This is a genomic window from Candidatus Goldiibacteriota bacterium HGW-Goldbacteria-1, assembly GCA_002839855.1.
Lineage (GTDB): Bacteria > Oederibacteriota > PGYV01 > PGYV01 > PGYV01 > PGYV01.
The window spans coordinates 152,615-176,051 of the sequence record PGYV01000007.1 but is presented as its reverse complement, the minus strand read 5'-3'; the positions used below and the strand labels follow the sequence as shown (position 1 = coordinate 176,051).

General features: G+C 43.1%; 16 protein-coding genes. 15 read left to right on the top strand and 1 reads right to left on the bottom strand.

What is annotated here, in order from left to right:
• Nucleotides 1-15: 15 nt before the first annotated feature.
• The 6 genes from CVV21_08910 (at nucleotide 16) to CVV21_08885 (ending at nucleotide 6,389) form a co-directional block, all read left to right on the top strand.
• On the top strand, nucleotides 16-447 hold the full coding sequence (locus CVV21_08910; GenBank protein ID PKL91322.1) for a hypothetical protein: 432 nt from the start codon (nucleotides 16-18) through the stop codon (nucleotides 445-447).
• Between the two features lie 12 nt (nucleotides 448-459).
• Nucleotides 460-675 (top strand): hypothetical protein, encoded by a 216-nt coding sequence (locus CVV21_08905; GenBank protein PKL91321.1) that lies wholly within the window; start codon nucleotides 460-462, stop codon nucleotides 673-675.
• A gap of 170 nt (nucleotides 676-845) precedes the next feature.
• On the top strand, nucleotides 846-1,028 hold the full coding sequence (locus CVV21_08900) for a hypothetical protein (GenBank protein ID PKL91320.1): 183 nt from the start codon (nucleotides 846-848) through the stop codon (nucleotides 1,026-1,028).
• Nucleotides 1,029-1,309: 281 nt separating this feature from the next.
• A complete protein-coding gene (locus CVV21_08895; GenBank protein ID PKL91319.1) occupies nucleotides 1,310-2,287 on the top strand; it encodes a hypothetical protein in 978 nt (325 codons plus the stop codon).
• A gap of 163 nt (nucleotides 2,288-2,450) precedes the next feature.
• Nucleotides 2,451-4,040: an ATP-dependent RNA helicase gene (locus CVV21_08890; GenBank protein ID PKL91318.1), complete on the top strand. Its 1,590-nt coding sequence runs from the start codon at nucleotides 2,451-2,453 to the stop codon at nucleotides 4,038-4,040.
• A gap of 573 nt (nucleotides 4,041-4,613) precedes the next feature.
• Nucleotides 4,614-6,389: an excinuclease ABC subunit C gene (locus CVV21_08885; protein PKL91317.1), complete on the top strand. Its 1,776-nt coding sequence runs from the start codon at nucleotides 4,614-4,616 to the stop codon at nucleotides 6,387-6,389.
• Nucleotides 6,390-6,443: 54 nt separating this feature from the next.
• Here CVV21_08885 and CVV21_08880 read toward each other — a convergent pair whose 3' ends face one another.
• On the bottom strand, nucleotides 6,444-6,779 hold the full coding sequence (locus tag CVV21_08880) for an oxidoreductase (protein PKL91316.1): 336 nt from the start codon (nucleotides 6,777-6,779) through the stop codon (nucleotides 6,444-6,446).
• 204 nt (nucleotides 6,780-6,983) lie between these two features.
• Here CVV21_08880 and CVV21_08875 point away from each other — a divergent pair, with 204 nt between their 5' ends.
• The 9 genes from CVV21_08875 to CVV21_08835 all read left to right on the top strand — a co-directional run.
• Nucleotides 6,984-7,787 carry a lantibiotic ABC transporter permease gene (locus CVV21_08875; protein PKL91315.1) on the top strand — a complete coding sequence of 268 codons (804 nt, stop codon included), beginning with the start codon at nucleotides 6,984-6,986 and terminating at the stop codon, nucleotides 7,785-7,787.
• A gap of 46 nt (nucleotides 7,788-7,833) precedes the next feature.
• Nucleotides 7,834-9,249 carry a hypothetical protein gene (locus CVV21_08870; protein ID PKL91314.1) on the top strand — a complete coding sequence of 472 codons (1,416 nt, stop codon included), beginning with the start codon at nucleotides 7,834-7,836 and terminating at the stop codon, nucleotides 9,247-9,249.
• A gap of 38 nt (nucleotides 9,250-9,287) precedes the next feature.
• Complete coding sequence (locus CVV21_08865) at nucleotides 9,288-10,616, top strand: hypothetical protein (protein ID PKL91313.1); 1,329 nt, start codon at nucleotides 9,288-9,290, stop codon at nucleotides 10,614-10,616.
• Between the two features lie 188 nt (nucleotides 10,617-10,804).
• Nucleotides 10,805-11,515 (top strand): hypothetical protein, encoded by a 711-nt coding sequence (locus CVV21_08860; GenBank protein ID PKL91312.1) that lies wholly within the window; start codon nucleotides 10,805-10,807, stop codon nucleotides 11,513-11,515.
• A 2-nt stretch (nucleotides 11,516-11,517) separates the two neighbouring features.
• Entirely contained in the window at nucleotides 11,518-12,525 is a 1,008-nt protein-coding gene (locus tag CVV21_08855; protein ID PKL91311.1) for a hypothetical protein, read from the top strand.
• Complete coding sequence (locus tag CVV21_08850) at nucleotides 12,526-12,714, top strand: hypothetical protein (protein PKL91310.1); 189 nt, start codon at nucleotides 12,526-12,528, stop codon at nucleotides 12,712-12,714.
• Between the two features lie 189 nt (nucleotides 12,715-12,903).
• Nucleotides 12,904-13,299, top strand: a complete 396-nt coding sequence (locus tag CVV21_08845) for a hypothetical protein (GenBank protein PKL91309.1) — start codon at nucleotides 12,904-12,906, stop codon at nucleotides 13,297-13,299.
• A 2-nt stretch (nucleotides 13,300-13,301) separates the two neighbouring features.
• Nucleotides 13,302-14,009, top strand: a complete 708-nt coding sequence (locus CVV21_08840) for a hypothetical protein (GenBank protein ID PKL91308.1) — start codon at nucleotides 13,302-13,304, stop codon at nucleotides 14,007-14,009.
• A 73-nt stretch (nucleotides 14,010-14,082) separates the two neighbouring features.
• Nucleotides 14,083-23,437 (top strand): hypothetical protein (locus CVV21_08835; GenBank protein PKL91307.1); only part of this gene is annotated, 9,355 nt, incomplete at its 3' end.

The window sequence follows — 23,437 nt, the reverse complement described above, 5'->3', positions numbered from 1 at the left end:
AAAAGGAAAAAGCAGATGAAAAAATTTGTTATTACTTTAATTGTTATGTGTTTTGTAGTGCCGTTTAGTATTTTTGCTGAAGAAAGCCCGGCTGCGGAATTTCAGTGGGCGCCGGTGGTGCTTCTTGCTTCTGACGCGCTTTTGGTAACGGCATCTGTTATGGCAATTGTTCAGCAGAATACGCTGGCAACTGACTATGACACACTTAAGACAAACCTTGGGGAGCTTGATGAAGCGGAGTACTGGAGGCTTAAATATGAGAAAGAAAAAGTCACCGCAGCTGAAGACTTGGTATTAATATCAACAATCACAGCCGGTGCGGCGCTTTGCTATACGGCTATTGATTATTTCTGGCTGCATAATGCCTTTAAGGGTGATGTAAGCGTAAAGACAGGATACGACGCAAAAAATAAAGCTTACAGCATGGCGGTAAATATCAAATACTAAGGGGAAAAAAAGATGAAGAGACTTGTCATAATCGCACTTGTTTTGGTACTTGCAGTATCAGTAATGGCTTCACAGGAAGGAAAGGAAAAAAAGAATATCCCTAACGGTCAGGGGCAGGGGCTTATAAAGAACGGCACGATAGAACCCACTCCCACGCCCGGCACCATAGGAAGCGGTACAGTTGTTGAGGAAATAGAAACTGTTGTTGAGGAAATAATAAGGTATTAATATTAAAGATAAACATGGGCGCGGGTGCTTTTGGTATTCTGCGCCTTTTTTATTTTATAATATGAGTGTGTGCCGCAGCTATGCTGCGCGTTTAAGCCGTATTATAATTTTAAAGTAAAAAAGTAATAAATATGTAGTATAATAATTAAAACTATTAAAAGAGGTGCTATATGGCGGAAAATAAGAAGAAACAGGAGCCTGTGGAAGTGAAGGCTGACGGAACTGCAGAACCTGTAAAAAAAATGCAGAAAGAAAAACCGTGGGAACATTTTAAACAGACTAATTCCTTCAAAAATATGAAGGGTTTCGCGGGACAGCACATGAACAGAAGGGCCGGCCCAAAGGGCGGTTAATAAGCCATAGCCCATAAATAACCTGAAGGTTGGATGCATAGATGGTTGGATGTTCGGTTAAAACTAAACAACCAAGTATCTAAATATCCAAGCATCTCTATTTTATCTGCTGATTCTAAAGGATGGATACATGTATGGCCGGATATATGGTTTAAACCAAGCATCTAAACTTCCAAGCATCCAAACATCCAGTTATTTCTATTACCGGCAAATACCATTGCTTTATTGAATTTTAATATTTATAATTCATATGCGGATAAATAAACAAGCCGGGAGAATAAATGGATAATTTTGAAGAGAAAGCCAAAAATTGGGATACCCCCGCGCGGGTTGAAATGGCATCCGCTATAGCTGACGCCATGATGAAACGCGTAAAATTGAAAAAAACACATAAAGTCATGGATTTTGGCGCGGGAACCGGCCTTATATCTTTTAAAACCGCACAGTTTGTAAATTCTGTCACAGCGGTTGATTCTTCGGCTGCCATGCTTGAAAACCTTAAACAAAAAATAGAAGAGTCCAAAACAGGCAATATAATTACCATGCAGGCGGATATTGAAACTGTTGACAATTTTAATGAAAAGTATGATGTGATTTTATCTTCCATGTCAATTCACCACATAAAAGACACAGCCGGAGCGCTTAAAAAACTTTTTAACGCGCTTAAAGAAAACGGCCGTATTGCGATAGCAGATTTGGAAAAAGAAGACGGCACTTTTCACGGTGATAATAATGGAATTTTTCACTATGGCTTTGACAGTGATGAAATTTTTGACCTTATGGCAGACGCGGGTTTTACCGGAATAAGGCTGAAAACAGTTTATAAAATTGACAGGAACAACAGGCAATATCCCATATTTTTAATTTGTGCGGAAAAAATAAGTAATAATAAAAGAGACGCGTATATTGCCGTCGGCCACGCGTTTACGGTTCTGGGAATAATAGGATTTATAATGCCTATAATACCGGCGGCGCCTTTTCTTATAGTGGCGGCTGCCATGTATCTAAGGGGTTCCAACGCGTTTTACAAGTGGCTTATTCACCATAAAATTCTTGGGCGTTTTGTCAGGGATTTTATGGAAGGCAGGGGAATTTCTGTACGCGCGAAAATAATGGGAACAGGAAGCGCATGGGTGGGTATGGCAATATCATCACATTTTTTAATACATGAAACCTGGATGAAAGTTGCTTTTGCCGCGGGCGTTCTGGCAGCCACAATTATTATAATTTTAATACCTACCAAGAAGAAAAATCAATAATCAGGATGCTTGGACGCTTAGATGTTTGGATGCATGGTTAAAATCTGACATCTGACCATCTGTGCATCTGTCCCTCGGATTCTTTATGCCCTATTATTTAATCTGTTGAATGTCCTTCTTTTTAGGCTTATAATAAAGGGATAAGATTCAAAAAGGAGACATTTTGAAGACAATCAGATTCAGCGACCTGGAAATTTCCAAAGAGGTAAAAAAAGCAGCCCAGGAAATGGGTTTTGAAGAGGCCACCCAGATACAGTCGCTTGCTATTCCTGACATGATGAAAGGCCTTGATGTTATCGGGCAGGCGCAGACAGGCACCGGAAAAACCGCGGCTTTTGGAATTCCAATCATTGAAAAAATAGACCTTAATTCCAACCTTACGCAGGCGCTGGTCATGTGCCCGACAAGGGAACTTTGCGTGCAGGTGGCTGAACAGATAATAAAATTTTCCAAATACGTCAAAGGCATTAAAGTCATTCCTATTTATGGCGGACAGCCCATAGACCGACAGATAAGGCAGTTAAAATACGGCGCGCAGGTGATTGTGTGCACGCCCGGAAGGCTTATTGACCATATAAACAGAGGTAACATTGATTTAAGCACCGTGAAAATTGTTGTGCTTGATGAAGCGGATGAAATGCTTAACATGGGTTTCATTGAAGACATATCCCTTATCCTTGAAAAGATTCCAAGAGACAGGCAGACTGCCCTGTTTTCAGCCACAATGCCGGAACCGATATTAAAACTTACAAAACGGTATCAGAACGACCCCAAATATATCACGGTGGTAAAAGAAGTGCTTACCGCCGACGGAATAGACCAGTGCTATTATGAAGTAAAACGCGGCGCCAAGCTTGACGCTATAGGCCGGGTGCTGGACTCTTTTGAATTTAATAACGTGCTAATGTTCTGCAATACAAAGCATAAAGTGGACAGCGTGACGGAGCGTTTAAAGCTTATGGGTTATACCACCGAAGGGCTGCACGGCGACAAGACGCAGCAGCAGCGTGAAAAAGTAATGGAGCGTTTTAAAAAAGGAAAAACAGAAATTCTTGTGGCAACAGATGTGGCGGCGCGCGGGCTTGATATAAAAGGGCTGGACGCGGTTATTAATTATCATATTCCGCAGGATATTGAATATTATGTGCACAGGATAGGCAGGACAGGAAGGGCGGGCAAAAAGGGCAAAGCCCTGACTTTTATTTACGCCGCTGAAAGAAATAAAATTTATGAAATAGAGCAGTATGCCAATGTACAGGTGCGCTGTGATAAAGTTCCCACGTTTGATGAATCTACGGATGTCAAAACCGTCAGGGTAATGGACAGGCTGCGTGAAGAACTTGCCGCGGGCAATCTTGAAAGGCAGACTGCTGAAATAGAAAAACTGCTGCAGAAAAATTACAGCCTTAAAGAAGTTGCAGCCGCGCTTTTAAAAATTGCGTCTTTGACTGACAAGAGGGAAGATGACCTTAATCATAACAGGACGGAAATGGCAAGACTGCCGGAAAAAACAGGCATTGCGACAGATACTGTTTTTATAAATGTTGGCAGTGATGACAGTGTTGAAGTTCATGACATAATTGACGCAATAGAAGACCTGGCCGGTGTTTCGGCTGATAAGATAGGCAAGGTGGAGATACGCGCTTCACATACATATATAGAGCTTGAACATGAAATAGTTGATACGGTAATCCGAAAAATAAAAGAAAGCACGGTTAAAGGGAAAAAAGTTCAGATGGAGAAAGTGCAGTAAGAACAGAGGGACGCATAGATGCTTAGATGTTTAGATGCTTGGCAACTTAGTTAAAAACCTGCAAAAATAACCCAAATTCTATAATCAAACCTTTGTTTTATAAAATGTTTATGTATTAATCTTTTATTATTTTTACCAAGCCTCTAACCTTCCAAGCATCCAATCATCTGCTGTTCTAATAATTCCTCCACCCGCTCTTGTTGTGGTGTTTGTCGGTGTTATGAATTACATGCATGTCACGTGCGTGTTCCGGGGTAAACTTTTCCCACGGGTGCATTTTTTTTGCTTCATATCTGGTGTGCGGATAAAAAGGAATTGCTTTCACTTTTGGATTCTTTGCCGTTGCCATAACCCTCACCTCCTTATTTCATCTTCCATAGTAAGTATACACTATAAAACAGAGGGACGGATGCACAGAGGGACGGAAGGTTAAAAGGACAGAGGGTCAGAAGGTTTATTTAGTAGTTACTGTCCCTCTGTGCATCCGACCTTCCGAACATCGGGTTTATATTTTACTGTCCCTCTGTGCATCCGACCTTCCGTCCCTCATTTCTTATATGTTATAATATCCACATGGATAAAGACAAATTAAAGGCATTACCACAAAAACCCGGTGTTTATATTTTTAAAAACGCAGCCGGGGATACTATTTATATAGGAAAAGCAAAAGTCCTGCGTGACAGGGTGGGGTCATATTTTGGAGGCTCCAAGAAAGATTTAAAGACACAGATAATGGCGTCTCTTGTTATAGATATGGACTATGTGGTTACAAAAAACGAACTGGAAGCTTTTCTTCTTGAAAACTCCCTTATTAAAGAATACAAACCCAAATATAACATCCTGTTAAAGGATGACAAATCATATCCTTATATTAAAGTCACAAAAGAAAAATATCCGGGTGTTTATGTCACAAGGATGACGGATGATAAAAACGCCCTGTATTTTGGACCGTATTACGCCCTTGAAACCAAAAGGGTGGTGCGCGCCATATACAGTATTTTTAAGGCAAGGCAGTGCACATATTCGTTTGATGAAAAACCGCTTAAAAGACCGTGCGTATTTTACGATTCAGGCGTCTGCCTTGCGCCGTGCATTAGGCACGTAACTGATGCCGAATATGCCGGCATGATAAAAGAGGTTATTGATTTTTTAAACGGTGATTATGATGCGGTTAAGGAAAAATTAAGCGTATTAATGTCGCAATATTCCGCCGCTCAGAAGTATGAACAGGCGGCAGAGGCGCGCGACGCCATTAAGGCAATAGACGAAATATCCATTCAGCAGAAAGTGGTGGGGCTTGAAAAAACTGAATGTGATGTCTTTGATTTTGCATATCAGAACGGAACTTACTGGTTCTGCGTGCTTAACATAAGGCGCGGGAGGCTGATTAATAAAAAAACCGATGTGTTTGAAAATGCCGCCAAATCTGACAATGCTTTTGAAACATATCTGGCGCAGTATTATTCCGCGGGCAGGATGCTGCCGGAAGAAATTGTCATAAGAAAAGGGGCGGCGGATACTGAAGTGCTTATTAACGGGGTATTTTCCGGTAAAAAAATAAAACTCTCCGAAAGGGTGCGGGATTCCCTTTTATCCATGGCCGCAGAGAACATACACGAAAAGATAAAGCAGGATGAAAAAACAAAAGAGAGCAGACATAAATCAAGCGGCGAGTTCTTAAAACAGCTTGAAGCTTTAAAGACCGAATTAAAACTTGAAAAAATGCCGCAGGTGATTGACGGTCTTGATATTTCCCACCTGCACGGCGAAAACACGGTGGCGTCCTGTGTGGTATTCAGCAACGGCGTGCCGGACAAAAAAAATTACAGAAGGTATAAAATAAAAACGGTTCATAAGATAGATGATTTTGATTCCATGCGTGAAGTGGTCATGCGCAGGTACGGAAAAATGATTCAGGAGAACATTAATTTTCCGGATTTAATACTGATAGACGGCGGAATTGGCCAGGTGAACGCGGCAAAAGAGGCGCTGTTAATGGTGGGCGCGGAAGATGTGTCTGTTATAGGCCTTGCCAAAAGGGAAGAACTTGTTTTTTTCCCCGGGAAAAACGAAGGTATTGCCCTGTCGGACGCGGCGCGGTTTGTGTTAATGCGCGTGCGTGATGAAGCGCACAGGTTTGCCATAACATATCAGATGACGCTGTCAGATAAAAAATTAATCAAATCTGTTTTTGACGATATCCCCGGCATTGGCGAGAAAACTAAAAGGGAGATATATACGGTGTTCGGTACAAAGGAAGAACTGCTAAAAGCGGTGGAATCAAATGACGAAAAAGCAAAGTTTTTAAACAAGAAGCAGAAGGCAGAAATTATTAAGAATTTAAAATAAAAAAAAAGCCCGTATCCGCCTGAGGCAGATACGGGCTCTTTATATTGATAAGGCTTATTTTGTGAATTTGGAAGGTATGTTTCCGCCGTTTTCTGCTATTTTCTGAAGGACGGTTTTATGCAGCCACATATTCATCTGTGCTGAATCCGCCATTTTTTCTGCCGGGCAGCCAAGTTCGGTTGCCATGTCTTTTCTTGCCCCAATGCTGCTGTCAAGGCCAAGAAGTTTAAGAAGGTCAACTATAGAAACCTTCCAGTCAAGTTTTTCCTTGCTTGCTTTTGCCAGGGCTTCCAGTTTTGCAACCACATCAACCTGTGATACCGCTGCTGCTGCAGCCGCAGGTTTCTTGCCAAGTCCAAGCTTTGATAAGATGTTTCCAAATAATCCCATTTATTAAGACCTCCCATGCTGAAAATTAACATCCCTTATGAAGATAATGTTATATGAAAAAACAACCATTGTCAAGGAAGCCAGAATTATGTTTCTTTTAATACACGTATTTAATACAAGTTTTTGTGGATAATTCCGCGTTTAAGTAATAAAATAGGGTATTAGGGCGGTTTTAAATTTTGTGCAAAAAGTAAAGGAGAACAAATGGAGACAGTAAAATGGGGCATTAAAGGAAAAATATGGGTGGCTTTAACTTTTATAATTATGGTGGGGGTAAATTACCTTGCAAACGCGCTTCCGATAAACGGGCTTAATACAGGTGCAGTGTCTGATTCCTATAAAAACCTTTTCGCACCTGCCGGCATTACATTTGCCATATGGGGTTTGATATATCTGCTGCTTTTGCTTTATACCGTATATCAGTTTGGGGTTTTTCAGCCTAAGGATACCGACAGAAGCGCCCTGTTTGGAAAAGTGGGCGGCCTTTTTGCGACATCTTGCCTGGCAAATGCGGCCTGGATTTTTTCCTGGCACTATAAGTACATAATACTTTCAATGATTCTTATGGCTGTAATTCTTGTATGCCTTATTAAAATAAACGGTATCATCCATAAAGAAAGCCTTACAAAAAGGGAAAAAGTTTTTATCAGGCTGCCTTTCAGCGTGTATTTCGGGTGGATAACTGTTGCCACAATTGCCAACATGACCGTGCTTCTTGTAAGCCTTAAATGGGATGGTTTTGGATATCCGGAATCAGTTTGGACCATGGCTGTATTGGCAACGGGAATGCTGATAGGCGCTGTTACTATGATAAAGCGCATGGATATGGCTTACGGGTTTGTGTTAATGTGGGCTTACTGCGGCATACTTTTAAAGCACCTGTCACAAACGGGTTTTTCCGGCAAATATCCGGATATTGTGACAACTGTTATCGGATGCCTTGTGGTTTTTCTTGGATGCGAAATGTTTATTCTGTTTTATAAAAGGATAAAGCATCCGGCGGCATAGGGCTTAAAAAGGGCAGAATGTAATAAGGCACAAAAATCGGGGATGGATGATGGCCAGGACGATCAGGGTAAAAGTATTTATGTATTTTCTGCTTTCCGCGGCGCTTATTATAAGCGTGTTCGGCATCATTACATATAATTTTATCCTGGGGAATATTGAAAGCGAGATGGAAAACAGGCTTTTATCCGCGGGAAGGGTGATAGCGGCGGATATACACCCTGAAGACATTGTGCATATTGGGCTTAAAGGAAAAGTTTATGCCGGTTATCTTGCAAAACTTATAAACCTCAGGGAAATTCTTAAAGTTAAAGATATTTTCATAATTGAACCGGCAGCCGGTAAAATTACCATTTCCACAATTGAAAATGACGGCAAGTTCTTTGTAAAAATGGATAAATATGAAATTGATAAAGCGCTGTCGGGAGCTGCAGCGTCTTCCCGCCTTTACGCGGGAAAGGGCGGAGAATACTTTAAAACCGGATATGTTCCGGTAAAAAATGAAAACAAAATTGCAGGCGTGGTGGGCGTGGAAGCCAGCGTTGAATACCTGCAGTATGTTTCCAGATACAGAATTTTTCTTATCGTAATCGGGGCGCTTGCCATTGCCGCGGCTTTTATACTTGCGTTTATTATCTCTTCGGGAATTACCGTGCCGCTGCGCAGGCTGAAAGAAAAAGCGGAAAAACTTTCAAAAAGGGATTTTTCCGAAAAGATAGAGACCAAAGGCGGGGCGGAAATTAAGGTGCTTGCGGATGCCATGGAAAATATGAGGGTGGAAGTAAAACAGTACATGGAAAAAAGGGATAAGATGGCGGATGTGGGTGAATTTTCAGCCGGCGTTGCGCATGAGATACGCAATTCGCTTGGCGTGCTTTTGGGGTACGCGGAGCTGATAAACGAAAAAGCGCAGGATGAAAAAATTAAAAAATACTCTGCCGACATTGTAAAAAACACATTAAAGATGAGCGAATTTATAAATAACTTTCTGTCCTATACTAAGGATTTTACAGCGGATAAACAGGACGCTGACATGGATAAACTTCTGGAAGAAGCAGTTTTTGAAATGCCAATGCAGGTACAGGCGGCGGTTAAAATAACAGGCGCCGGCGCAGGGCTGCGCGCTAATGTGGATACCTATCTTATTAAAAAAGCGCTCTATAATATTGTGCTTAACGCTTATCAGGCGCTTGATAAGGATAAAAAAGAAATATTAATATCCGCCGGAGAAGAAAATGGGCAGGTGTTTATCTCGGTAAAAGATAACGGCGCAGGGATAAAAGAGGAAATTATAAGAAAGATTTTTCAGCCGTTTTTTACCGGCAGAAAAGAAGGGCACGGGCTTGGGCTTCCCATTGCCTATAAAATAATACACGAAGCGCACGGCGGGGATATTAAAGTATATTCTGAAGAAGGTAAAGGCACAGAGTTCAGGTTATTCGTTGGTAAGAAAAGCACTGCGTGATACAATAAGTTAAATTAAAGCGGAGGAAAGAAAAGCAGATGAATTCAATCCTTATAGTTGAAGATAATGACGGCCTGCGGGAAATAGTGGCAGAGGCCATATCCGACAGGGGCAATGAAATAATTGCGGCAGCTTCCGCTGAAGAGGCGTTCTCCATAATAAAAGAAAAATCATTTGACCTTGTGATAACAGACTTAAAACTTCCTGAAGCGGACGGTATGGCCGTCCTTGAAGCCGTAAAAAATACCAGCCCTGATACTGAAGTGATTATTATGACCGCGTACGGCACTGTGGATACCGCGGTAAAGGCGATGAAAAAAGGGGCATCTGATTTTATCACCAAGCCGTTTTCCATAGAACAGATGAGGGTGCTTACCGCCAAGATAATGAGCCAGCGCGCGCTTAAAGAAGAAAACAGGAATTTTAAAAAAATCACTTCAAGGGTTATTGTGGGAAATTCCGCGAAGATAAAAGAGGCAGTTGACCTTGCGGCAAAAGTAGCGGACAAAGAAGTAATAATATTATTAACAGGCGAATCCGGCACCGGCAAGGAACTGATAGCGGAAGAGATACACAAAAGAAGCAGGCGCGGGACAGAAGGCGCGCTTGTAAAGGTAAACTGCGCGGCGCTGGCGCCGGGAGTGCTGGAGTCTGAATTATTTGGACACGAAAAAGGGGCGTTTACAGACGCTATGTACATGAAAAAAGGGCGGTTTGAACTTGCGGATAAGGGGACAATATTTCTGGATGAGATTGCGGAGCTTGCCCCTGAAATGCAGGTAAAACTGCTGCGCGTTCTGCAGAACATGGAATTTGAAAGGGTGGGCAGCGAAAAAACCATAAGGTCAGATGCCAGGGTAATTGCCGCCACAAACAGGGATTTAAAACAGGCGGTAGCGGACGGGGTTTTCAGGGAAGACCTTTATTACAGGCTTAATGTGATGGAAATACACGTGCCCGCGCTGCGCGACAGAAAAGAGGACATCCCGGAACTGGTTTCATATTTTATAAAAAAATACGCCGAATTCGGCGGATATAGAGTTAAAGCAATTTCAAAAGCCGCGCTTGATATTTTAATGAAATATGATTTCCCGGGAAATGTCAGGGAACTGGAAAACCTTATTCAAAGGATTCTTGTGACCTGTAATAACGAAGTGATTGCCCCGGAAGACCTTCCGTACGAAATAAGGTCCAATACGGCAAAAGAAATCCGCGCCGGGCTTGAAAATGAAGTTGAAGCTTTTGAAAGGCAGAAGATAAACGGGGCTTTGACAAAGAGCGGCGGGAATAAGGCAAAAGCCGCGGAGATTCTGGGAATGAACAGGACCACGCTTCTGGCGAAGATAAAAAAATTAGGGATTGAGTAGGAATTAATGGTTTTAATGTAGAGATACAATATATTATGTCTCGGGGTTTGTATTATATGTTTGGTAGCCGCGTCCCTTTAGGGCGCGTTGTTTAGATGTATGTTTTGTATTTAACTGCCTCGGGCTGAAGCCCGCGGCGACCAAGACAAAAAAATCATGATAATGAATGCTGAAAAACGGAGAATAACATGAAAGTAATTATGATGTGGATTATGGCGCTGATGTTCTCGGCAGTTGCGGTTATTGCCGTGGCGGATGACAATTTTGCGGTTAAAGCGGATGAATGCGGAAAGAAAGTTGAAAGTATTGAAAAAAAGCTATCCAAACTTGAAATAAAGAACACCTCCATCACAGAAACAATTAACCACCTTAAAGGGCAAAAAAAAGGGGTTATCAGGGACTTTTTCCTGTGGTATTTTCTGGTAAGAGGAAATAAAACCGCGTTTAAAATTGAAGAGGCGGAACAAAAAATAAGGGAAACAAAAGACGATTATTTTACCTACAATGCACTTGTTCTGGAAGAGCATAACCGCAGGTTCAGGGACTGCCTTAAAGAGAAATGCCCTGACGCTGCGGCTATTTTTGTGCAAAGGCGTGTTTGGTCTGATAAAGTTATTAATTTTAAGGATGTGTTTGAACTTGATGTAAATTATGGCCTTGCTGCGGGTGATAGCAGGGATTCTAAAGATGATGTCAGGGAATATTACGCGAAAAAAATGATGCAGGCGGAACAACGGCTTATTATTCTTAATGACGAAAAAAATATTATAGTTGAAGCAAAAAAAGCGGGCATAGTGTCTAATACGGCAAATACAGACACCGTAAATGAAAAAATAAAAGAAATGACACAGATAAAAAAGAAGCTGGAAGCACTGCCGGCTTCTGCGGGCGGAAGGTAACGATGCAGGCAGAACTTAAATTTAACAAAAAACAGTTTGCGGAAGCCGTGTTTAAAGAATACGGCATTCAAATTAAACCTCCTGAACTGATTCCTGAAGGCGCTGTAAGCCATAATTATAAAGCGGCGGGAAGCGATAAAAAGACATATTTCATAAAAATATATGATAATTCAAAAGAAGGAAAAAAAGCATCCGCCCTATCGAAAAGATACCTGCCCCTTATCTATAAGCTTAAAAATGAAGGAAATATCACCGACATTAATGTCCCATACATTACCAAAAGCGGTGCGATGAAAATGACCTTTAATTCCATGACTGTTATGATTTATGACTTTATAAGCGGCGTGCCTATAGGTGACCTGCGTAAACTTGATTTAAAGATGTCAATGAACCTTGCGCAGGATATGGGGCGTTATCATGCTGCCAGCGCTGAGTGGAATGAAAAACCGGATTTTGAAAAAATATATTCGGATATTCCGGGGCTTGAAAGCAGATTAAAGTCTGTCATTAAAATATCGCGCCACAGCGGGGACACCACGTCGTGCGGGGTGTTAAAGATAGTGCTGGATGGTTTTGAAAACAGGTGCGGCGGGTATATGGACAGGATAAAAAAACTTGCGCCTATGATGAAAAATTTAAAAGGGCCGGTAGTATTCTGCCACGGCGACCTGCACGGCTGGAACATACTTGCCGATAAAAATAATCATTTGCATTTTTTTGACTGGGAATTTTCTTTTTTTGGACCGCCGGAAGGTGATTTATGGTTTATGACGCGGCTGCCTGATTTCGAAAAGTTTTACGCGGAGTATAGAAAGAATTTTAAAGAGCATAAACTAAGGCCGGAAGTAATGGAATACTTTGCGGGATTTTATTCGTTAAATGTGCTTGCGTCATGTTCCCTGCGGGTGCTGTCTGAAACAAATGAAGAGGAACAGGACCGCATAGACATAGACATAGTAAAAGAACAGGTGGTAAAACTGATAGAAATGGAAAAGAATATTTATGGATAGATGCTGCATATATATTACCTGCCATTAGAAGTACAATTCCAGACTATTAAGAACCTGTCAAAAAACAAACAAACAGTCAAAAAACAGGCTAAATATTTTCACATTGTGAAAATACAGTTATTATTGCCTTTAAATTATAGGGTAAAAAAGGGCATGGTAATTGCTACAGATAATGGGCGGATTGTATAATAAGGAAGGTGCTTTAATGAATACCTTAAGAAGCAAAAAAGAAGGTGCGGCTTACATGAAGGTATCATTACCGACATTTGGTAAATTTTTAAAAGAGCATCCCGGAATAATGGAAGATAAAAAGGTTAATATGAACATCCTTATGAAAATAATAGAAAAAGAAAGCGGTAAAAAAAGGGGGAGTGTTTTATGAAAAATAGAATTTTTTGCCCGCAAGATACAAAGTTAAAGGACTACCTGCTGGCTATAAACGCAGTAAAAAAAATACCGGTGTATAAGCTGGAAGAACTTTGCGTAAAGTATGCAGCCTGTGCCGATGAAAAGAAAAGGGAGAAAATGAGGCCCGAAATAATTGAACAGAATTTAAAACAGGTTATTTCCATTGCCGCGGGGTACCGCGGCGCAGGGCTTACTTTTGCATCCCTCATAGGCGCGGGAAATAAGGCGCTTATTGACTGCGTGATAAATTTAACACCTGATGAAACCGAGAATATTTCAGCATATATCGCATGGTGCATAGAAGGCGGAGTAATAGACAGTATTGTAAACGCAAAAAAGGTAATTGATAAAAACGGGCGGGTATAAAAGTGGAAACAGATAATCATTTAAGCCTGGAAGATATACAGGAAATTTTTGGGTCTGTCATGCAGGTAATTGAACCTGCAAAGCCTGCGGCAGCAGTTATGCCGGCAGAAAAAGAAAAACCTGCAGCAATTTTAGAACAGCCGTATGTGCAGGAAAACAACACTGATGATTTTATGAAGCGGGCAAAGGAACTTGAAAAAGAGTTTGCGAAGCAGACAGAAGCCGCGCAGCCTGTTTCCGGCTTTGGTTTTTACGGTGAAACAGAAAAAGCCGCTATGATAAAAATGTATGAAGAAATATCGGCGGAACTTAGAAATATATTAATGTCATCTATAAGTGAAAAAGCGGTAAATAATATGATGCTGCGTTCCCTGGAAAAAATAGCGCTTATGCACCCTGTAATGAAAAACACCAACTGGGACAGCGACGGCAGATTAAAAGAAGACGGTTCTGTCGATTTTGAGAGATTCATTAAAAATATTCAGCAGTTTGGCAATGAAAACATTGAAAAAGCATTCAGCGCAATGATGGAACTTCTGGCGATGAGGCTTAAAGCGATAAAGACAGGCACGGGCGTGGAAAATTATAAGAAAGCAGCGGCTGCGATAAACAAGAAACTTATGATAATAGAGGCGGGGTATCCGAAAGCAGTTTCTGTAACTGTAAGAAATAAAGTGGTGGAAGCTGCAATTAAAAAAGCGGAAGTTTAAAAATTTATAACGGATGAGAATATTTTAAAACAGGGGAAAAAATGATTTCAGATTTGTTGCGGGGAAAAAGAGTTTGAAGAGGGCAGCGGTAAAAATAACACAAATTATACTATTAATACTTGTGTCTATTACTGTGCCGGTTTCCATAAAAGCAGAACCCGTGCTTCTTGGAAACAGGTATATTTCCGAAGATAGCAACAGATATGTTTCATTGAATTCATCAACTAAAAGATTAAGCTGCCGTTTCACGGCATCTCTCAATATGACCACAAGTTCTTTGTGGGTTTACTGCGGAACAAAATCCGGCAATGCCAGCTACGAAATTGGAATTCAGACAGATTCTAACGGCGTGCCAAGCGGCACTTATTTAAACGGAAGCACAATAACTTCCCTTAATGCGAATGACTGGACGCAGGTGAACATTACAACGGTTGCGCTGACAAAAGGGCAGATATATCACATTGTCATCAGAAGCAGCGATGCAACAGCTTCGGTATATAATAATCTTGCGTATTCATATCCTAATCAAAAACTATTTCCTAAAAATCAGGAATATGACGGCAATGCCCAGGTGCTGGAATACAACGGCACATGGCAGCCTGCAAACTTTGGCGAAGGAGGTATGCCGATATTTTTGATAGATGAATCCGGCACCACGGAATTTGGCAATCCATATATGTATCCGTACTATTACTCCGTACACGCTTCGGGCACAAGCGGTGTTACAACCGATGACAGCGTTGCGGGCGAAGAAATAGTATGGGCGCCGCCCGCCACACAGATAACCGGTGTTGAATTTTATGTAAGAAGATATGGAAATCCTGGGGAACCATTAAAGTATAGAATTATAAATGTTACAAACAGCATTGTTTTAGCCGATGGTATTCTTGCTGATCAGACTGATGTTTCAACCTCTTACGCCTGGAAAAGGGCGCTGTTTACACCTGTTACTTTTGAAACCGGAAAGACATACAGAATTTATCTTTACGCTGACGGGATTTCTTCAAGTTTAAATGAATATGAAGTGCTGACAAACAGCTGTTATCCAAGGACGGAAACTTTATTTTTGTCGCAGACTTTTGGCGGCACGCAGAATAATTTTATTATTGATTCCAACGGCGGGGCTTCGTTTACTTTCTATGATGACACTGACCTTGTTTACAGCCTTGTGCAGGGGGACGCGGGATGTGTTCAGGGGACTTTTGGAAAGACCACCAAAGGGTATTCAAATCCGTGGGCGTCCGACGGCGCGTCTTTAAATTCCACAAAATATAAAATGGGTGTAACCGGAACTGTAAATACAATTAATATTAACGTTGCCGCCATGTCGGTAAATACAGGTTTACGTGCGGCGCTGTATTCCAACAACCAGTCTTTAAACGGCGGTATAGGCGGGCCGGAAAATCTTTTAACACAATCAGCTTTATATAATGCGGCTTTAGGATGGAATGCGGTTCCTGTGCCTGAAATTAATATTACGCCCGGAGATTACTGGCTTGCGTTTCAGGCGGAAACCGGAGTGCAAATTGACAATAATTATTCTATAGGTTCAGTCAGTGAAGGATACAGGACGGGTTATGTTTTTGGAAGCTTTCCGGCCGTATTTGCCGCGACAAATTACGATGACACGCAGTGGTCTATTTACGCGCAGTACTGCGAAGGCGAAGCGCCGACGCCTACACCGACACCGCCCGTTATTTTGTCTAACGTCAGTTCTGTAGAAACTCTGGAAAAAGTATTTTTTACAAATGCATCATATAAATTAAGCTATAAATTTAAGGCGCCTTATGACATTCAGGCGCAGAGTATCAGGCTTACAGGTTATAAGGGCGGAGCAACATCCACTTTTGTGGTTGGTATTAAAGCGGATGACGGTTTTGGAAAACCGCTGGCAGGGTATCTTACAAGCAGCACACCTACTGCAGCCGCGAATTACTGGAATACTTTTGAAGTTCCCGCGTATACTTTAAATGCCGGAAACATCTATCATATTGTGGTTGAAGCATCTGTCCTGCAGGTTGGGGGATACCAGTTTTCATATACAACGCCAAACCACAAAGTTTTTCCCCTTAATCAGTACTATGACGCGGATGCGGATGTGCTGTTTTTTAATGGTACATCATGGGCGTCATATAATGGAATGCCTCTTTTTGAAATTGAAGACACAGGCGGAAAACATTTTGGAAATCCATACGACTTTAATATTTTTACTGCATACATTCACGGAAATAATTCCGCTTCAACTTCGGATGATAAAATATATGGCGAGGACATATCAAACCTTACCGCTGATACCGTAATAAATGAAGTTGTGTGTTATTTAAGAAAGGCGGGAAATCCAACAGATCCGGTGTCTTATACCATTAAAAATATAACTGACGGTTTTGATGAAGCGTCAGGCGTACTTGCAAACCCCGGGGATGTAACTGCAGCTTATCAGTGGAAGACCGCGGGCTTTCCTGCGGTTACGCTTATTGCGGGAAAAACATACAGGCTGACTTTTCATTCTCAGAACACAGGGACAGGAAGCGCGGATTATTATGAAATAAATATGCCGGAAAATTACAGTCTTGTTGCAGATCCTATTCATGATGGTATAAATTATCAGGGCCTGAATCAAAAAGCGGTTTTTTCCGGAAACGGCGGCGGAACATGGTCCATATATAATGAAGCGGATATTCTTTTTAAACTTCAATACAATCCTGTATCAACGCCTAACGCGGGTGCGGACTGGATACTTGCAACCGGTAACGCGCAGTTCAGCGGAAGGGCGGGAGCGGTGCTTCTTCCTCATAACGGAAAAATGTATCTGATTGCCGGAACTGATGCCGCGGCTAAAAATGATGTGTGGAGCAGTTCAAACGGAATAAACTGGACACAGGAAACAAACGCCGCGTTTACTTTTCCAAGGGCATATCATACAGGTGTTGTATATAATGGAAAAATGTGGGTTATGACCGGAGTGACAGGGCCTTATGATGATGACGTGTGGAGTTCTGTTAACGGTTCCTCTTGGGTTCAGGAAACTGCAGCGGCGGGTTTTCCGGCAAGGGGCTCTGCAAAAGCGCTGGTCTTTGACAATAAGATGTGGATAATAGGCGGCCGCGATAATTCCAGCGCGTTTCTTAATGATGCGTGGTATTCAACAAACGGAGTTGACTGGACAGCTGCTACAAGAAACGCCCAGTTTTCGGGAAGATGGCAGCATGAAGCGGTTGTGTATAATGGAAAAATGTATGTAATAGGCGGAAATAACGCGGCGACACTTAATGACGTGTGGAGCAGCCCTGACGGAATTGTATGGACGCAGGAAACCGCTGCCGCGCCTTTTGAAGAACGCAGGGGATTGTGCGCCGTTGCTTTTGATGACGGCACAGGGATGAAAATGTGGGTTTACGCGGGTCTTGGCGCTTCGTTTTTTAATGATGTCTGGTATTCAGAAAATGGTTCTGTCTGGACGCAAAAAACCGCTGCCGCCAATTTTTCGGGAAGGTTTGCCCCTGCCGCGTGCGTTTTTAATGACAGCATGTGGGCAATATCAGGTAACACCGGCACATATCCGAATGACGTATGGTATTCCGGCCCGATAGTTCAGCCAACGGCCACAAACTTGCCCACTTTTACATTCACACCGACTTATACTCCGACTGTTTATGCCTGTTCTGACATGCAATTTTTTGGCGCGTGTTCCACCGGCTTGATTGATGTGGATTTAAACGGAGCATATATTGCAGCAAGCCGTTATCAGCTGCATGAAGATGGTTTTATAAATGAATTATCCGCTTATATTTATTCGTCATCAGGCGGAACAATAAGGCTGGCGCTTTATTCGGATTCTGCCGGAGCGCCGGGAAGCCTTTTATTTCAGGGTGCACCGCAGGCATGCGCTGCAGGCTGGAACAGTACACCGCTTAATACGCAGTACAGTCTTCAAAAAGGTTATTACTGGATAGCGGTACAATTATCCGACGCGGGCGATTCAATGCTTAATTATGACACTACTATGAATGTACCGGGATATATTTCGGCTTTCAGTGAAGGGCCATTTCCTGCCGTGTTTCCTGCAGGTACATCAAATACCAACGGATACACAGTAAAAGCATCGTACTGCCCGCAGCATAAATGGGTGGGGCACAGGTCAGCCGCGGAAAGTTCAAGGCTTTCCCGCCTTGATGCAACAGGTAAGCGTATTGCAATGCGCTTTACGCAGCCGGAATCAAAAATAATAACTTCTGTTTACACATATGTTAATGCTGTAAGTGCATCGCCGCAGTACAAAGTGGGCATACAGGCGGCAGCAGGCGATTTGCCTTCGGGAATATATCTTACATCGGGCTTTATTACCCCGGCAGCGGCAGGGTGGATTGCATGCCCTGTTACAAATTACACGCTTAATCCGGGAGATTATTTTGTTGTGATAGAACCAAGTGGAAATCCAAACGGCTCTAAATATTCCGAATGGGAAGAAGGAAATACACCGGGCTGGCGGATATGGCCCACGGATAATTTCTATGACTCTAAATTTCTTGCTTTTTCAAATCTTGGGCTTGGATGGAATCCCGATTCAACACATCCGATTATGGCGCTGAAATATTCAGACGGAACCGTGCGTGGAAACCCTTATCACGCGAACGTAGCGCTTGCTGTCCATAATAACAGTACGGCAGGTGATGTAAGCGATGACCGTTTTGCCATGCAGGTATTTGTACCGGGGCCAAACGGATGGAAAGTTGATAAAATTGGGGCGTTTGTGTACGCGTCAACCGCGGCGCCCGGCGGGACGCTTGACTATTATATTTATGATGAAGCCGCAAAGGTTACAATAACAAGCGGTGTTCTTGCCGGGACAAGCAATGCGCCTGTTGCGATAAGCGGTACATGGGTTGAAGCGGATCTTGCAGCTCAGTATATTCTTGAAGAAGGGAAGATATATAAAGTATTATTCTGCTCGCATAACAGCCCGTCCACAAACCGCTGGCATGTGATTGCGGGGCAGACTTTGTCAGGTTCAGCAGACATGCAAAAAGCAACCTTTCAGGGAGAAGCGGGCTATGCCGGATTTTCCACAAACAATAACATTTCCTACACTAATTATCTTAATTACGACGCGCTTGTAAGGTTAAGATATATCGGGCCTGCAGCTGCGCCCACTTTTACATTTACACCGACACCGACGACGACTCTTACAAATACAATAACTATTACAGTTACGGTTACCCCTATAAATACTGTTGATACCGGATGGGTGGACGCGGACGGGACAGCAAGGGAATCGGAAAAGATAGAAATAAACGCGGGCGTGTCATATACCATGCCGCGTTCGCTTGCTATTGATAACAACGGATATTACCATGCCGCATGGCGCGACGACACTCCCGGTAACACAGATATATTTTATAAATACTGGAATGGAACGGCATGGAACATACGGGGGAATATAAATGTTTCAAATACGGTTGACCCAAGCAACATTCCGGCGCTTGCGGTTGACGGTACGGGCACTCCTTATATTGCCTGGCAGGAAGGCGCTTTGCCTTCGGAAATTTACTGTTATTACTGGAATGGTTCGGCCTGGCAGGGTTTAGGCGGCGGAAATGTTTCTAACAACGCGGGTAATTCCGGTTATCCTTCAATAGTAATAGATAACAGCGGATACCCCGTCATTTTCTGGACAGACGATAATGACGGAGACTATGATATTTATATGAAACGCTGGAACGGCACTTCCTGGGGGACGGCTGTTAATATATCAAACGACACAGTGCTGTCGCAGTACCCTTCCGCAGCTTTTGACAAAAATACAGGAAACATACATGTGGTTTATGAGAGTAATGCAGGCGGGTTCATGGAAGTGCATTATGCCTTTTATAACGGTTCTGTATGGAGCACCCCGATTAATGTTTCAAACACGCCGCCTTATGATTCTATGAAGCCGTCTATTGCTGTAGACAGTTTTGGCAGGCCGCATGCGGCATGGCAGGAGGATAACGGGACTTTTTATCAGATCAATTACCTGTGGTTTAACGGCTCGGCTTGGGTTGACGTGGATGGCAACGGGGTTGAATCCATTGCCGCAGCATCTTACACCGGCGAGTGCATCACTCCGTCGCTTGCTGTAGAGCCGTCCGGCAGGCCGCACATCTCGTTCGTGTGCAATGACACCGGCAACTTTGAAGTTAATTATATTAAACGGTTTAATATGGGATGGGTGGACGCTGACGGCAGCGGGCTTGAATCCCGCAATATATCGCAGAATGCTCCGCATTCTTACTCGCCTTCGCTTGCACTGCGCGCTGATATGCGGCCTGTTACGGTATGGGCACAGCAGGGTTCGCCGGAAGATGTGTCATTGCTTCAGTATGAAGGGCCACTTGGAACAACAGAAAGCGGCGGGTGTATAGTCGGACTTGATACGGCATTTAACAATGCGGGTGCAACACCGGGAATAGTTACGCATGACAATGCTGCGGGCGGTTTTGGAAGCGATACTGCGTATGGAATAGAAATTAAATCTGACAGTATTTACGCGGCAGGTGTGTCATACAACGGAACGAACGTTGACATGGCGGTATGGAAATATAATTCAAACGGCCTTATTGACACCTCTTTTAATCCCGGGTTTGGATATTCAACTCATGATAATGCGGCCGGCGGTTCTGACGCGGATTACGGCAGGGCAGTGGCGCTTGATTCAGGCGGAAGGGTATTTGTGGCAGGTTATAGTATGGCTGCTGCAGGAAATGATATGGCGCTTTGGTGTTACACGCCGGGTGGAATTTTAGATACCACATTTAATAACAGCGGCGCAATACCGGGGATTGTCACACACCATAATGCTGCCGGCGGCAACAGCGCGGATTCAGCCTATGGAGTTGTCGTGGATAATTCCGGAAAGATTATTGTGGTGGGAAACAGTTTTAATAGTTCGTGGAATTCCGACATGGTTATCTGGCGGTATAACCTTGACGGAACCCTTGATACTTCTTTTAACAGCGGCGGCGCCATACCGGGGATTGTTGTGCATCATAATGCGGCAGGCGGAAATTCATCAGATCAGGCTTTCGCGGTCACAATTGATATAAATAATAAAATAGTGGTGACAGGTTACAGTTATAACCCTGACGGAAATGCTGATTTGGCAATATGGCGTTACAACACAAACGGTACGCTTGATACTTCCTTTAATCCGGGAGGCGTAATACCGGGCATCGTTACGCTTGACGGGCCGGGCATTGGAACTGACTATGGATATAGTATTGTAACTGACGGTGTCGGCAATATTTATGTGACGGGTATGACAGATGTGCTCCCTGATGCCTCCATAAACTATGACATGATTGTATGTAAATATCTTAATAATGGAAGCCTGGATAATTCATTCAACCCGGCATCGCCGGTTCCGGGAGTATTTACACATGGCAGCGCAGCCGGAGGCATTGGCAATGACTACGGCGCGGGCATCAAACTTGACGCATCAGGCAGAGTTGTTGTATCAGGTTACGGCACAAACGGGACTGATAACGATATGATATTATGGCGGCTTACAACTGCAGGGGTTCTTGATACTGATTTTGACGATGACGGTATTTTAATAAGCGGCAACGCGGCGGGCGGCAGCGGAAATGACCATGGCATGAATCTGGTTGTAGGCGCTGATGGAAGCATTTTGGTTGCGGGTGAAAGCAGAAACGTATCTTTAAATAATGACATGACACTGTGGAAATACATTGACAGCTGTGCGGCTGGTGGTGTAGATACTCCGACGGATACACCCACAATGAAACCATCATTTACTGTTACACAAACTTTAACAGCAACAGCAACAGCAACCATCACCAGTACGGCTGTTGAAGCTTCTGTTATTTACCGTTCTGTGGGGCCGGGCAATACAACACCGCTTGCCACGGGCAGCGGAAATAATATGACCATAATGGGTTCTATCGCCAATTTTACGGCTTCACTTCCTCTAAATATAGGCGTAGGTGATGCTGTTCAATACGATGCGGATAATAACGGTATGATAGATTCTATTGCGTTTATAACAGAAAGAATAAATTCTGTCAGTTATAGTGTAAGAAATTCTTCAGGGGGCAGTGCGGCAAATACCACAGCGCCTGATCAGGATTGGGCAATATACCGCGCTTACACATCGCTTGCAAATGCGGAAACAGGCATAGAAAATAGCGGCATAAACAGCGCGGTGAGAATTTTTGATACGGGCAACAGGGATATGGTTGCATTTAATGAAGAATGGCATTTTGCGTGTTATGACGATGCGGTTGATACTTTGTCCGCAAATTTTACCGGTTGGAATTCAGGTCCGCAGAATTATCTGCGTATTTTTACCCCTTATCTGTTATCAGATGTAGGCGCAAGCCAGCGCCATTTGGGAAAATGGGGCACGGGCTACAGGCTGTCTGGTACAGGTCAGGCGTCCATTTACATGCCTGTAAATCATGTGCGTATTGAAGGGCTGCAGGTGAGTTTCTCTTCGATGAGCAGCACGTTCCAGGGCGCGCTGGTTATTTATCCTTCGTCAAATACAGATATACGCGTTTCTCACTGTATTCTATGGGGAGACCCTGCGTCATCATATTCATTTAACTGGGGTCTTTATTGTTATTCTACTTTTGGCGGAAATGTTATGGTTTGGAATAATATTATTTATGGTGTAAATGGAAACCCGTCATCTTCAGGACTGGCCGGAGGCGTTGAAGCAGGAACTTATGTTTTATATAATAATACGGTTCAGGGCTGTTATAGCGGTGTTGATAATATGGGTTCAGTACCTGCTTTTGCAAAGAATAATATAAGCGTTGATAACGACAGCGATGATTTTTATGGCCTGTTTAATATAGCGTCAACCGCAAATATATCCTCTGATTCGACAGCTCCCGGCGCAGGTTCAAAAACAAACAGAACTGTTTCTTTTGTGGATCTTGCGGGAAAAGATTTGCATCTGTCAGCGCTTGATACTGAAGCCATAGATTTTGGCGTAAACCTTTCAGGCGACATTCTGTTTGCGTTAAATGACGATATTGATATGAAAACGCGTGCTGGAGTGTGGGATATTGGGGCGGATGAATATGGTACGGGAGAAGTACAGTCGCCCACGCCGACAATAACGGGAACTGCAACGCAGACTAGTACAGGTACAATAACACAGACAGCCACGCAGACTTCAACGGAAACTGTAACACAAACAACAACAAAAACTTCTACGCCTTCAAATACGGCAACACAGACAGTTACCGGAACTGCAACAGGCACAGCCACGAAGACATCAACGGGAACTGCAACACAGACTGTTACTGGTACAATAACGCAGACAGCCACGCAGACTTCAACAGAAACTGTAACACAAACCACAACAAAAACTTCGACACCTTCAAATACGGCAACACAGACAGTTACCGGAACAGCAACGG